The sequence below is a fragment of the Rhodopseudomonas sp. BAL398 genome (assembly GCF_033001325.1).
Lineage (GTDB): Bacteria > Pseudomonadota > Alphaproteobacteria > Rhizobiales > Xanthobacteraceae > JARJEH01.
This window is the reverse complement of sequence record NZ_CP133111.1, coordinates 4,052,126-4,064,700: the sequence shown is the minus strand read 5'-3', so window position 1 is coordinate 4,064,700 and position 12,575 is coordinate 4,052,126. Positions and strand designations below refer to the sequence as shown.

Sequence of the window (12,575 nt, the reverse complement as noted above, 5' to 3'; positions counted from 1 at the left end):
CGCGATTTCAGGCAATCCCCGTGAAGCGCCAAATCGCGCGATGGAGTTTGCCTTTGCCTGAAACGCGCTAGGATGCCCCCATGGGCAATCCCTAAAAAGCAAGCCCGGCCAAAAGGGGGCCGGGCACTCGAACGCGTTGCGACGCAATATAACCGAAAATAGCGAAAAAACAATGACAGGATGCGAGGTTTTCGCAGCCTTCACGGCGCTTTAGACCGCCTGGGAGTGCGGATTCAGCGCCGGCGAGGGCGGAATCGTCGCCAGCAGCATCTTGCGGTCCGCCACCGCGTTATGGAACTGCTCCAGCGCGATGTTGAAGGCGGTCAGGGCGGCTTCCTCGATCGCGCCGTTCTCGAAGCAGTTGAGGGTGCTGCGCAGGATGGCGTCGGCCTCGGTCTGCATCGCGTCGAGCTCGTCGGAATCATCGCAGCGGCGCGCCACCGCGATCATGTCGAGCAGCCGGTCGCGCTGCGAAATATTGGCGATCCGCTCGTCCTTCCGCAGATAGCTGGCGAACCAGGCGCCGACCGAGCCGAACGTCGACAGGCCGATCAGGCTGAACCAGATGTAATCGCTGTAGCGGTCGAGGAAGGTGCGTTCCTCGCCGTCCACATAGGCGGCAGCGCCGGGATGGGCCGGGATCACCGCGTCCTTGTCGGTATCGGGGGTCTCGATCTTCGCCGCCTGCGGGAATTCGGCGATCACACTCTGGCGCGCGGCGAATAATTGCCGGGTGAAAGTGGCGATCGTGCTGTCGGAGATGTCGGCCCGGGCCACGATATGATGCGAAAAGCTGATGGTCTTGACGTCGGTTTCCGGCCGGACCGGCGAGCCGCCGAAGGCGCCGGCCGGCACCACGGCGGCCTCATAGGCCGGATGGTTGGTGGCGATCGCTTCGGCGGCATCGATCGCCAGGAAGGTCGGCTCGATGCCATTTTGCACGGACGCTGCGATCGCCTCGCTGGTGATCCGGCTGTTGGGCGGTCCGGCCGCGATAAAGGCGTCGACCTTGTGGTCCCTGACGGCTTCGGCGATCCCGATCGGGGAATATTGGATGATCTCCACCTTGGCAGGATCGATCGAGTATTGCCGGAGGATCACCTTGAGTAAATCGGTATTGGCCCTGGTGCGGCCGATCACCCCGACGCGGTGGCCGGCGAGCTGGTTGATATTGGTGATGGCGGGCTCGGTCGCGGTCTCCCCGGCGTCCGGCTCGGTCTTGACGTCGGTCTTGGCATCCGTCTTGAGGCCCGGTTTGGGGCGGCCCGGAACCCAGAGCACGGCGACATTCTTGTGCAGCACCGCGACGCTCCGGGCGTCTTTCGGCACCGTCAGATCGCCCCGGATCACCGCGAGGTCGACCTTGTGGGCCGAGAACGCCGCGGCGCTGGCGACCGCGTCATCGGTCAGCACCGGCCGCAACCGAACCGAGTCGCGATCCCGGCCGAACGCCTGGGTCAGCGCCTGGATCACCTTGGCGTCGTCGCCGTTCTGCGGGCCGACGGCGATCTTCAGCTGCACCGGCCGCATCGCGACGTAATAGGCGCCACTGATCAGGCCCACCAGCGCCAGCGTTCCGGCCAGCACGACAAAGGTCGTCTTCCGCTTTGCGGAGTGTGGCGGCGGTTGCATCATCGGTTCCATCGGATCGGCGCCACCAACGATCGGTCGGGACAATAATCGCCTGAGGCTGGATCTTACGCTCAATCAGGAACCAGCATTGCATCAAATCCGTTGCCGCCACAGGGTCCAATCTCGCGAAGCCTATTGGAGGGCTTTGACCGCATTGTGGCCGCGCTGCTGTGACGAGGATCGCAACACCGTTGCACCAATGGTCGGGTTACCCAGGAGAAGTTGATGGAACGATTATCGGCCAAAGAGCGGCATACGGCGCTCCAGGAATTGCCAGGCTGGACCGAGGTGCAAGACCGCGAGGCGATCGCGCGGACCTTCGAATTCAAGGATTTCAACGAAGCGTTCGGGTTCATGGCCCGCGTCGCTTTGGTCGCCGAGAAAAACGATCACCATCCGGAGTGGCGCAATGTCTACAAGACCGTCGACGTGGTGCTGACAACCCACGATGCCGGCGGGGTGACGTCGCGCGATGTCGATCTGGCGCGCGCGATGAACGCTATCGCGCAGCAGCTCGGCGTCGGTTGAACGGCCCGGCAATCTTGCGGTCGCGGGCCGCGATCACCAATTGCACAACACGACCGCCGGTGAGCCGGCCTCCAGGAGTGAGCCAGAATGGCATCCGAACACAGCGTGGGATTTGAGCCGGCCGACCGCTTAGCGCAGGACCCCGAGAGCCTGCGCAAGCGGTTCTGGATCAAGCTGAAGCAGCTCGCGGTGAAGCTGCCCTTCGTCGAGGATCTGCTGGCCGCCTATTATTGCGCGTTCGATCGCCAGACCCCGCGTCACGTCCAGCTGGCGCTGTTCGGCGCCATCGCCTATTTCGTGCTGCCGTTCGATTTCGTTCCCGACATGCTGCCGATCCTCGGCTTCACCGATGACGCCGCGATCCTCGCCACCGCGCTGCGGATGGTGGCCACCCACATCACCCCGGCGCATCGCGAGGCCGCCCGCGCCGCGATGGCGCGCGGGCTGGACCAGGACGACATGCCCACGGCGTAGCCGATCATTCAGCCGGCAGCAGCCGCAGCAGCGTCGTTGCTGCCAGTTCGGCTCTGGCGTCGATCGTCGCGGCATTCATCGGCGGCTCGTTGCCCAGCAACATTTGCAGCGGCGAAAACCCGATCAGCACCGAAAAGAAAATCTGGATCAGCGTCGCGATCTGGTCGCGGGGAAATAGCCCGCGCCCGGCGGCCTGGTCGAAATAGCGCACCAGAGACTGCACTACCGGAGCCTGTCCGGTGGCGGTGAGTTCGCGCGCCACCGCCCCTTCGCCGCGTTCGCGGCCGGCGATCGCGAGGCGATACATCGCCATCCGGTCCGGGTGCAGAAATTCCGTCAGGAAGGTGCGACCAAAATCGTGCAGCGTGGCGATGAATTCGGCGCGGCTGGCTGGCGGCGCAAGGTCCGGCGGGGTCTGCATCCGCAGGCTGCCATAACGGATCAGCGCGGTGAGGATCGCCTGCTTGCTGTCGAATATTTCGTACAGCGTGCGTTTGGAGATTTTGGCGCGGCGGACGATCTCCGACGTGGTGGCGGCTTCGAATCCTTTTTCGACGAAGACCTCGAACGCCGCCGCCATGATCGCCTCACGGCGCCCGGCCGCGGCGTCGATGCCCCGTTCTATTTCCGTTTTCGTCATCAGGTCGCAATCCGCAAGAAACCGGTACCAATCGGTACCGGTTGTGCTATGAATCCTGGTACCCAGTAGTACCGTATCCCGACACCGCGTCAACCGGAGGCCGAGATGAAAACCTTCCTCACCGTCAAACTGGCCTTGATTCCGTTCGTGCTGTTCTGCACCTTGCTCGGCTTGCAGCAGCCCGACTGGGCGATCAAATCAGCGCTGGGGCTGTCCTTTGCCGGGGCGGTGTGGCGGTTTCTGCGCCGCGAACTGTTCGTGCTCGAGGCCGGCGGGCTGGTGCTGTTCATGCTGCTCGGGAATGCCGAGATGGTGTCGCCCGAATGGACCACCGCCAATGCGCTATGGCTGTCCTTCGCCGGCCTCGGCGCCATCAGTCTGATCAGCGTGATCGCGCGCCGGCCGTGGACCAGCGACTACGCCCGCGCCACCTATCCGGGCAATGCCGGCACGCCGCAGTTTTTGCTCATCAACGCGGCGATCACCGCGCTATGGGGCGTGCTGTTCTTCGCCATCGCGGCTTGCCGCTATTTTGGCGTCTCGCCCTCAATCGTCACCATCATGGTGGTCGCAGGCGCGCTGATTTCGATCTTCGGGCCGAAACTGGCGATCGGCCTTATGCTGAAGCGTATGGTGGCGGCGCGCGAAACCTTCCGATGGCGCGCGCCCGATCTCACCAAAGACCGCGGCCTCGATTGCGATGTCGTGGTGATCGGCGCCGGGATCGGCGGCTTGACCGCGGCGGCGCTGCTGGCCGATGCCGGGCTCAAGGTGATCGTCTGCGAGCAGCACGTCGTCGCCGGCGGCTACTGCCACACTTACTTGCGCAAGGCGCATCACGATGACAAGCCGGTGCTGTACCGCTTCGACGCCGGGCCACATGATTTTTCCGGCGTCTGGCCCGGCGGTCCGGTGACCAGCCTGTTGGAGCGGCTCGGCGTTGCCGATCGGCTGCAATGGCAGCGGGTCAATCACAGCTTCCGAACCGCCGATGGCGGCATCGATGTCCCGTCCGATTGGCGGGACTATGTGCGGTTGCTCGGCGACAAGTTCCCCGACAGCACCGAGGGGATCTCGGCGCTGTTCGCCAAGATCCACGCGATCTTCGACGACATGTATGCGACCGGGCAGGGGCGCTGCGGAATTCCCGGCATGCCGGCGACGGCCGACGCCCTGCTGGCGTTTCCGAGCCAGCATCCCGACGCCTATCATTGGATGGCCAGGCCATTCGCCGAACTCGTCGCCGCTTACGTCGACGATCCCGCGGTGACCCGCCACCTCAACGCGCTGTCCGGCTATCTCGGCGACGGACAGGAGGAATTGAAAGCGGACGTTTCTGGAGCTGCTGGAGCCGGACCAGGTGCCGGCGGCATTTCGTCGCCGCCTTGCCGCGGCCGAACCGGCCAATTCCGCCTTCAGCGTGCATCTCGGCATCGACTATGTGCCGGATATCAAGCCAGCCACCCATCTCGATGCGCCGATGGCGATCGGCATCGCGATGATGTCGAAGCTCGATCCCGCGGCGGCGCCGGCCGGCCATGCGACGCTGACGCTGATCGCGCTGCTGCCTTTCGCCGAAGCCCGCGACTGGTTTCCCGAAACCGGCAGCGACGATTGCAAGGACTGGCGGCGTTCGGCCGCGTATCAGCAGCGCAAGACCGCATTCGGCGACCGCATGATCGCCGCGGTCGAAACCGTGATTCCCGGCCTGTCGCAGCACATCGTCTATCGCACCGATGCCAGCCCGGTGACCTATGCACGCTACGACTGGGCCAGCGCCGGCTCGATTTACGGCATCTCGCGCGAAGGCCGGCTGAACGGAGTCAAATCGCCGCTGCGAAACCTGGTGATCGCCGGCGGCGGCAATGCCGGCGCCGGCGTCGAGGCGGTACTGATTTCGGGTGCCAACGCCGCCGAGGCGCTGCTGCCGGGATTGCTCGGCCGGAGAGCGCCGGTTGTCGCCACCGGGGCGCGATGCATTGACCGAGGTCAAAGCTTCCAACCTGCTGCCCGCGCAGCATGCATGCGCCGGATGGCGCTCGACAGCGATCAACCCGGTGTTCACGCCCGTCCAGATCGGAGATGACCATGGGCAAGCCAGATAACGCATCAGGGACGACCAACGTCGATCCGAAGCCGGCCCCGCCGGCGCCCAAACCCGCGGCGAAGGATACCAAGGAGTTTGACCCGCCGAAGCCCCCGGATCAGATCGCCGGTGACACCGTGCATCTGCCCTACAAGCGGTAGCACCGGCGCCGAACGATAGCTCAGCGTCGCGTCACGGATGCAAAATCACCTTGCCCATTGCCTTGCGCCCGGCGAGGACTTTCAGCGCGTCGGCGGTCTGCGCCAGCGGGAAGGTGCGGTCGACATGGGATGAGATCTTGCCCTCAGCGGTCCACTGCACCAGCTTCTGCAGATTGGCGATGTTCTTCTGCGGATTGAGCTTGGTCCAGGCGCCCCAGAACACGCCGCGGATGTCGCAGCCCTTCAGCAGTGCGAGGTTGAGCGGCATTTTCGGAATGTCGCCGGCGGCGAAGCCGATCACCAGGAAACGGCCTTCCCAGGCGATCGCCCGCAATGCGGCTTCGGCATAAGTGCCACCGACCGGATCGAAGATGATATCAGCGCCCTTGCCGCCGGTCAGTCGCTTCAAGCCTTCCTTGAGATCTTCCTTGGCGTAGTTCAGCGTCAGCTCGGCGCCATGCTGCTTGGCGAATTCCAGCTTCTCGTCGGACGAGGCGCAGGCGATCACTTTCAGCCCCATCAGCTTGCCGAGTTCGCAGGCGGCAAGGCCGGTGCCGCCGGCGGCGCCGAGCACCGCCAGCGTTTCGCCCGGCTTCGGACTGCCGCGGTCTTCCAGCGCATGCAGCGCGGTGCCGTAGATAATGATGATGCCGGCGGCGCGGTCGAAATCCAGATTGTCGGGAATCTTCACAATCGATGCGGCGGGCAGCGCGATCTTTTCACGCGCGCCATTGTGGCCGCACGACGCCACGACGCGGTCGCCGACTTTCAGATTGGTGACGCCATCGCCGATGCTCTCGATCACGCCGGCGACTTCGGCGGCCGGCGAGAACGGGAACGGCGGCTTGATCTGGTACTTGCCCTGGATCATCAGCAGATCGAAGAAATTCAGCGCAGCGGCCTTGATGGCGATCACGGCTTCGCCGGGGCCGGCGACCGGATCGGGCAGGTCCGCGAGTACGAGTTCGTCGGGACCGCAATATTGCTGGCAGAGAATGGCTTTCATCGGGGTCTGACCTTCGGCTTGAGACAGTTAGGTGCTTCATGCCGGATTTGCCGGCAGGCTACAATCTGATTCGAACGGCGCTGCGGCGAGCTTATTCCGCGTTGCGGCTTTTCATCGCGACCTCTGCGAGGCGCCCGTTCATTTCAAAATGCGAGCGGTCGCATTGGCCAACAGGGCGAACCCGTCGATCTCGCAGGCTTGCTGATTTCCGATCACGCTGGCTACATCAAGGATGAGATGGCGGTGCGCATGGCGGAATGCATCTGCGGATGCGCAAAAGCAAAGCCCGCGCCGGAGACTGCCGCAATCCGGAGATTTGTCGTGATGTTGCGCGGTGTGATGCCGCGCGCGGTGGTCCGCGATCTGCGGCAGGGCGTCGGCTTCACAAATCGGCCATTCCCGGCTATTGCAGTGCCATGAGACTGCGGTTGTGGAGCCATCTTGCAGTCACAATAATGAGAGACTGGACGTGCTTATGATGTTGCGAAGAATACTGACTATCTCTGCTTTGGGTGCGCTGATGTTCGGGGTTTGCTCGATGGCGCCGGCGCAAGCGGTCTCATCGGAGCCGACATTGATCGGCCAGTTTGGCGATTGGGGCGCCTATACGGCGACGCCGGACGGCAAGAAGGTTTGTTTCGCGCTGTCCAAGCCGGTGTCATCGAAGACCAATCCGCCGAATCGGCCGCGCGACCCGGCCTATGCGTTCATTTCGACGCGCCCGGCCGAAAAGGTCGTCAACGAAGTCTCGGTGATGATGGGCTATCCGCTCAAGCCGGGTTCGGAAGGCACCATGGAAGTCGGTGGCAGCCGCTACGCGATGTACTCCCAGGGCGACGGAATCTGGATCAAGAACGCCGCCGAGGAGGACCGTCTGGTCGAAGATCTGCGCAAGGGCGCGGATGTGACGGTCACCGGCATGTCCTCCAGAGGGACCACGACCACCGACGTGTTCTCGCTCAAAGGCATTTCCCAGGCGCTTGATCGCGTCGCGCAGGAATGCCGGAACTAACGGCGACAGCGTTCATCATGCTGCAATTCGCGCCTTTTCAGCGGGCGCCGGAAAGCCTATCTGAGGTCATGATGCTGTTGCATGCTGCGGAACCCGGCTATCGTCGGGTTCCGTAAGCGGTCAGGATCGACATGCCTCTATCCTGGCGCTGCCGGCCAAATGGCGGCTGCCCCCGGATATGAGGGCTTTTCGTTGCGAATGGCGGGCGAAAATGCGCTTCGCCCGCCCTACAGATGTGATGCAATGACCCTGTCAACGGCCGCCCCGCTCGAAAAGATCGCGCTCGAAACCTATGTGCCGCCGGCTAAGCCGTCGCTGATCGGGCTGTCGCGCGCCGAATTGGCGACGCAGCTCGGCGCCATCGGGGTGCTACAAGCCCAGCGCAAGATGCGGGCGCAGCAGCTGTGGCACTGGATCTATGTTCGCGGCGCCCAGGAATTTGAAGAGATGACCAGCATCTCCAAGGAGATGCGCGGCCAACTCGCGCAACATTTCACGGTGGCGCGGCCCGAAGTGGTGGCCGAACAGATTTCCAACGACGGAACCCGCAAATGGCTGCTGCGGCTGCCGAGCGGCGATTCGGTCGAAAAGGCCCATGAGGTCGAGTGCGTCTACATCCCGGAAACCGATCGCGGCACGTTGTGCGTCTCCAGCCAGGTCGGCTGCACGCTGAACTGCTCGTTCTGCCACACCGGCACGCAAAGGCTGGTGCGCAACCTCACCGCCGGCGAGATCGTCGGCCAGGTGATGGTGGCGCGGGATCGGCTCAATGATTGGGCCGACCGCGCCACGCCCAACGGCAATCGCCTGGTGACCAATGTGGTGATGATGGGCATGGGCGAGCCGCTGTACAATTTCGAAGCGGTGCGCGACGCGCTGCTGATTGTTTCCGACAATGAAGGCATCGGCATTTCACGCCGCCGCGTCACGCTGTCGACCTCCGGCGTGGTGCCGAACATCATGCGCACCGGCGAGGAAATCGGCGTCATGCTGGCGATCTCGCTGCACGCGGTGCGCGACGAATTGCGCGACGAACTGGTGCCGATCAACAAGAAATATCCGCTGGCCGAATTGCTGCAGGCCTGCCGCGATTATCCCGGCGCCTCCAACGCGCGGCGCATCACCTTCGAATATGTGATGCTGAAGGACGTCAACGATTCGCTCGACGACGCCAAGCTGCTGGTGAAAATGCTGAAAGGCATTCCGGCCAAGATCAATCTGATCCCGTTCAATCCCTGGCCGGGCACGCGCTACCAATGCTCGGATTGGGATCAGATCGAGAAATTTTCCGAATATATTTTCAACGCCGGCTATTCGTCGCCGGTGCGCACCCCGCGCGGCCGCGATATCCTGGCCGCCTGCGGGCAGCTGAAATCTGAAACCGAAAAATTGTCGGTGCGCGAGCGCGACGCGCTGCGTGCGATGGCGATGACGGATTGATGCGGTTCTCGTGTCAAACGGGCAGGGCATTCGAGTTCGTCATGCCCGGGCTTGACCCGGGCATCCACGCCTTCACGGCGCGCAAATCCCTGAATACGTGGATGGCCGGGCCTTCGCCGCGACGAAGGGGCTTCGGCCCCGCAGGCGGGACACGCCCGGCCATGACGATCGGGAGGCCGTCGTTGTTGGTGCTGCATCTTTCTGGACCGCATCTATGTCCCTGATCGGCCGGCTGTTCGTGATCGCATTCGGCTTCATCGTCGCTTGCATGGTGGCGGGGATCGTGGTGGTCGGCGCGGTGCTGTATCCGGAATTCAGCGATCTGCGCGTCGGGCCGGTCGACCAGGACGCGCTCAACATCGTGCTGGGCTTCGGTTTCATCTTCGTCAGCGGCTTTGCGCTGCTGCCGGCGCTGATCGTGGTGGTGGTCACCGAGGCGTTCTATATCCGCAGCGCGCTGGCCTATGCGCTGGGCGGCGCCGCGGTCGGGCTCGCCTGTTATCTCGGGCTGATTCCGTTCGATCCGGCGACGATGCAATTCGACGGCATCGTGCGCCGTCATCTCGAGATCATGACCGGGGCGGGGATTCTCGGCGGCGTGATCTATTGGATGATCGCCGGCCGCAATGCCGGCGCCTGGCGCGAGCCGCCCGCGACGTCGACGCGGCCGCCGCCGACTGGTTGATCCGAGCCGGCGAGCCGAGGCGGCGATCAGCCGCGCAGCGTGCCGCCGGTCTTCTTGGTGACTTCGGCGACGATCTTGCCGCCGACCGCGTCGATCTCCTGATCGGTCAAGGTTTTTTCGCGCGGCTGGATGGTCACTGCGATCGCGATGGATTTCTTGCTCTCGTCGATGCCCTTGCCCTCATAGACGTCGAACACGCTGACCGCGGTGATCAGCTTCTTGTCGACGTTCTGCGCGGCGCGGACGATGTCGCTGGCCTTGACGGCACGATCGACGATGAAGGCGAAGTCGCGGGACACCGGCTGGAATGCGGAGAGCTCCAGCACCGGCTTGGCGCGGGTCGGCTTCTGCTTGGCATCCGGAATCTTGTCGAGGATCACCTCGAAGGCGATCAGCGGGCCGTCGGCGCCGAGCGCCTCCAGCGTGCGCGGATGCAGCTCGCCGAAATAGCCGAGAATATTTTGCGGCCCGATCTGGATGGTGCCGGAGCGGCCCGGATGCAGCCAACTGGCGCCGCCGGGGGTCACCTGCAGCGCCTGCATCGGCGCGCCGGCGGCGGCCAGCACGGCGAAGGCATCGGCCTTGGCGTCGAGCGCATCGGCATTGGCCGACCCAGACCAGTGCCGGCCGAGCCCCTTGGCCGAGGCAACGCCGCGACGGATACCGGCGGCTGCGACGAACTGGTCCTGCGGCCGGTCGCCCTTGAAGATCTGGCCGACCTCGAACAGCGCCAGATCGGCGGCGCCGCGGTCTGCATTGGCTTGCGTCGCGGCGATCAGGCTCGGCAGCAGGCTCGGCCGCATATCGGACAGATCCGCGGCGATCGGGTTGGCCAGCGCCAGCTCGGGCGCGCCGCCGCCGAACGCTTCGGCGTGCGGCCTGGAAATGAACGACCAGGTCACCGCCTCGACCAGCCCGCGCGCGGCGAGCGCGCGCTTGGCGCGGCGGGTGCGCAGCTGGATCTGGGTCAGCACCGGCTTGCGTGGGCTCTCGCCGCGCTCGAACGGCGTCATCGGCACCTTGTCGACGCCATAGATGCGAACGATCTCCTCGACGATATCGGCCTTGCCATGGACGTCGCTGCGCCATGACGGGATCGCGACCTTCATCACCGGACCGTTGCCGGCAAGGGTAAAGCCGAGCCTTGTCAGGATCAGCCGCAGCTCGATCAGCGGCACGTCGATGCCGGCAAGGCGCTTGACCTCGGCGAGCGGGAAATCGATCACGCGATCGTCGCCGAAGGCATCGCCGACATGGACGATTTCGGACGGCGAGCCGCCGCAGATCTCGAGCACCAGCCTGGTCGCCATTTCGAGGCCCGGCAGCATGAAGGCCGGGTCGACGCCGCGCTCGAAGCGGTAGCGTGCGTCGGAATTGATCCCGAGCCGGCGGCCGGTCTGGGCGATGTTGATCTCGTTCCACAGCGCCGATTCGATCAGCACGTCGGTGGTGTGCTCCGAACAGCCGGAGGCCTCGCCGCCCATGATGCCGGCCAGCGATTCGACGCCGCAATCGTCGGCGATCACGCAGGCCTTGCTGTCGAGCGTATAGGTGCGGCCGTCCAGCGCCAGCAGCGTTTCGCCGTCATGGGCGCGGCGCACCGTGAGATTGCCCATTACCTTGGCGGCGTCGAACACATGCAGCGGCCGGCCGCGGTCGAAGGTCATGAAATTGGTGATGTCGACCAGCGCATTGATCGGTCGCAGCCCGATCGAGGTCAGCCGCTGCTGCAGCCACTCCGGCGACGGGCCGTTTGTCACGCCGCGCACCAGCCGCATCGCGAAGCCCGGACACAGCGTCTGGTCCTCGATCATCACCATCACCGGGCAGGGGAATTCGCCTTTGACCTGCTTGATCGCCGGGTCTTTGAATTTGCCCATATCGGCGGCGGCGAGATCGCGGGCGATGCCGTGCACGCCGGTGCAGTCCTGCCGGTTCGGCGTGAGATTGATGTCCAGCACCGGATCGCCGAGCCCGGCCCATTCCGCATAGGACGCGCCGACCGGCGCGTCGTCGGGCAGCTCGATGATGCCGTCGATAGTGTCCGGCAGCGCCAGCTCGCCGGCCGAGCACATCATGCCCTGGCTCTCGACGCCGCGGATATTGCCGACGCTGATGGTGAAGTCCTTGGCCGGGATATAGGTGCCGGGCGCCGCGAACACGGTCTTCAGGCCGGCGCGCGCATTCGGCGCGCCGCACACCACCTGCAGCGGTTCCCCCGCGCCGGTATCGACCTTGCACACCCGCAACCGGTCGGCGTTGGGATGCTGCTCGGCGGAGACGATCCGCGCGATGCTGAAAGGCTTCAGCAGCTTGGCCTTGTCCTCGATGCCTTCGACCTCGAGCCCGATCATGGTGAGCTTGTCGGCCAGCACCTCCAGCGGCGCGTCGGTGTCGAGATGATCTTTGAGCCAGGAGAGCGAGAATTTCATTGGTTGTTACTTCCGTCTGAACCCGCATCGCGTTTCAGTCCACGGTCCCCTCCCCCCTTGTGGGGGAGGGCCAGGGAGGGGGGTAAGCTGCGGATGCGTGCGCGTGCTGTCTGTCGAACGACCTCGATCACGCCTTCCAGGTCCGACATCACCTGATCATTCGTGAATCGCAGGACCGCAAAGCCCTCGGACGCAAAGAACGCATCGCGGACGTCATCTGCTTGCAACTGGGATTCGAAATTGTGGGATTCTCCGTCCAGTTCGACGATCAACTTCGCCGCAAGACAGACGAAATCAACGATAAAGTTTTTGATAGGCATTTGCCGACGAAAGCCCAATCCATCGATGCGATGGGCTTTGAGATAGCGCCAGAGCAGCGTCTCTGCTGGAGTCATGGCCTGCCGTAGCTGCTTGGCTCTGTCGCGCTGACGTTGGTTCACCTTGGCGTGGTTCATCGCGGCCACCCCCCTCCCTGACCC

12 protein-coding genes and 1 pseudogene are annotated in these 12,575 nt (G+C 64.3%); 8 read left to right on the top strand and 5 right to left on the bottom strand.

What is annotated here, in order from left to right; translation table 11 throughout:
• Positions 1-210 precede the first annotated feature (210 nt).
• Complete coding sequence (locus RBJ75_RS19135) at positions 211-1,644, bottom strand: TAXI family TRAP transporter solute-binding subunit (protein ID WP_044405974.1); 1,434 nt, start codon at positions 1,642-1,644, stop codon at positions 211-213.
• Between the two features lie 213 nt (positions 1,645-1,857).
• Between RBJ75_RS19135 and RBJ75_RS19130 the strand changes: the two genes are divergently transcribed.
• Together RBJ75_RS19130 and RBJ75_RS19125 are read left to right on the top strand one after the other, a co-directional pair.
• Positions 1,858-2,160 carry a 4a-hydroxytetrahydrobiopterin dehydratase gene (locus RBJ75_RS19130; protein ID WP_044405972.1) on the top strand — a complete coding sequence of 101 codons (303 nt, stop codon included), beginning with the start codon at positions 1,858-1,860 and terminating at the stop codon, positions 2,158-2,160.
• 87 nt (positions 2,161-2,247) lie between these two features.
• Positions 2,248-2,634, top strand: coding sequence for a YkvA family protein (locus RBJ75_RS19125; protein WP_044405970.1), 387 nt, complete (start codon positions 2,248-2,250; stop codon positions 2,632-2,634).
• 4 nt (positions 2,635-2,638) lie between these two features.
• Here the strand turns inward: RBJ75_RS19125 and RBJ75_RS19120 are convergent, their stop codons facing one another.
• Complete coding sequence (locus tag RBJ75_RS19120) at positions 2,639-3,274, bottom strand: TetR/AcrR family transcriptional regulator (protein WP_044405969.1); 636 nt, start codon at positions 3,272-3,274, stop codon at positions 2,639-2,641.
• A 105-nt stretch (positions 3,275-3,379) separates the two neighbouring features.
• On the opposite strand from RBJ75_RS19120, the pseudogene RBJ75_RS19115 reads away from it, so the two are divergent.
• A pseudogene (locus RBJ75_RS19115) lies at positions 3,380-5,237 on the top strand (FAD-dependent oxidoreductase); the annotation flags it as partial.
• 125 nt (positions 5,238-5,362) lie between these two features.
• Positions 5,363-5,521: a hypothetical protein gene (locus tag RBJ75_RS19110; RefSeq protein WP_160297905.1), complete on the top strand. Its 159-nt coding sequence runs from the start codon at positions 5,363-5,365 to the stop codon at positions 5,519-5,521.
• Positions 5,522-5,552: 31 nt separating this feature from the next.
• On the opposite strand, the gene RBJ75_RS19105 is transcribed toward RBJ75_RS19110, so the two are convergent.
• Complete coding sequence (locus tag RBJ75_RS19105; protein WP_044405967.1) at positions 5,553-6,527, bottom strand: NADPH:quinone oxidoreductase family protein; 975 nt, start codon at positions 6,525-6,527, stop codon at positions 5,553-5,555.
• 198 nt (positions 6,528-6,725) lie between these two features.
• On the opposite strand from RBJ75_RS19105, the gene RBJ75_RS19100 reads away from it, so the two are divergent.
• From RBJ75_RS19100 to RBJ75_RS19085, 4 genes are all read left to right on the top strand, one after another.
• Positions 6,726-6,947, top strand: coding sequence for a hypothetical protein (locus RBJ75_RS19100; RefSeq protein ID WP_044405965.1), 222 nt, complete (start codon positions 6,726-6,728; stop codon positions 6,945-6,947).
• A 100-nt stretch (positions 6,948-7,047) separates the two neighbouring features.
• Entirely contained in the window at positions 7,048-7,539 is a 492-nt protein-coding gene (locus tag RBJ75_RS19095) for an invasion associated locus B family protein (RefSeq protein WP_044405986.1), read from the top strand.
• A gap of 243 nt (positions 7,540-7,782) precedes the next feature.
• Positions 7,783-8,979, top strand: a complete 1,197-nt coding sequence (rlmN, locus tag RBJ75_RS19090; protein ID WP_044405963.1) for a 23S rRNA (adenine(2503)-C(2))-methyltransferase RlmN — start codon at positions 7,783-7,785, stop codon at positions 8,977-8,979.
• 214 nt (positions 8,980-9,193) lie between these two features.
• The gene (locus tag RBJ75_RS19085; RefSeq protein ID WP_044405961.1) at positions 9,194-9,664 is read left to right on the top strand and encodes a hypothetical protein; all 471 of its coding nucleotides are present in this window, start codon (positions 9,194-9,196) and stop codon (positions 9,662-9,664) included.
• A gap of 26 nt (positions 9,665-9,690) precedes the next feature.
• Here the strand turns inward: RBJ75_RS19085 and pheT are convergent, their stop codons facing one another.
• Both pheT and RBJ75_RS19075 read right to left on the bottom strand, forming a co-directional pair.
• Complete coding sequence (gene pheT / locus RBJ75_RS19080; protein ID WP_044405959.1) at positions 9,691-12,096, bottom strand: phenylalanine--tRNA ligase subunit beta; 2,406 nt, start codon at positions 12,094-12,096, stop codon at positions 9,691-9,693.
• A complete protein-coding gene (locus RBJ75_RS19075) occupies positions 12,093-12,551 on the bottom strand; it encodes an endonuclease domain-containing protein (RefSeq protein WP_044405984.1) in 459 nt (152 codons plus the stop codon). Before RBJ75_RS19075 ends, pheT begins: the two co-directional genes overlap by 4 nt.
• Between the last annotated feature and the right edge of the window lie 24 nt (positions 12,552-12,575).

Excerpts from the sequence above, each read along its gene's own strand:
- RBJ75_RS19075 (WP_044405984.1), bottom strand. The coding sequence starts at position 12,551 with ATGAACCACGCCAAGGTGAACCAACGTCAGCGCGACAGAGCCAAGCAG.
- RBJ75_RS19130 (WP_044405972.1), top strand. The coding sequence starts at position 1,858 with ATGGAACGATTATCGGCCAAAGAGCGGCATACGGCGCTCCAGGAATTG.
- RBJ75_RS19095 (WP_044405986.1), top strand. The coding sequence starts at position 7,048 with ATGTTCGGGGTTTGCTCGATGGCGCCGGCGCAAGCGGTCTCATCGGAG.
- RBJ75_RS19135 (WP_044405974.1), bottom strand. The coding sequence starts at position 1,644 with ATGGAACCGATGATGCAACCGCCGCCACACTCCGCAAAGCGGAAGACG.
- RBJ75_RS19110 (WP_160297905.1), top strand. The coding sequence starts at position 5,363 with ATGGGCAAGCCAGATAACGCATCAGGGACGACCAACGTCGATCCGAAG.
- RBJ75_RS19105 (WP_044405967.1), bottom strand. The coding sequence starts at position 6,527 with ATGAAAGCCATTCTCTGCCAGCAATATTGCGGTCCCGACGAACTCGTA.
- RBJ75_RS19085 (WP_044405961.1), top strand. The coding sequence starts at position 9,194 with ATGTCCCTGATCGGCCGGCTGTTCGTGATCGCATTCGGCTTCATCGTC.
- RBJ75_RS19125 (WP_044405970.1), top strand. The coding sequence starts at position 2,248 with ATGGCATCCGAACACAGCGTGGGATTTGAGCCGGCCGACCGCTTAGCG.
- pheT (WP_044405959.1), bottom strand. The coding sequence starts at position 12,096 with ATGAAATTCTCGCTCTCCTGGCTCAAAGATCATCTCGACACCGACGCG.
- rlmN (WP_044405963.1), top strand. The coding sequence starts at position 7,783 with ATGACCCTGTCAACGGCCGCCCCGCTCGAAAAGATCGCGCTCGAAACC.
- RBJ75_RS19120 (WP_044405969.1), bottom strand. The coding sequence starts at position 3,274 with ATGACGAAAACGGAAATAGAACGGGGCATCGACGCCGCGGCCGGGCGC.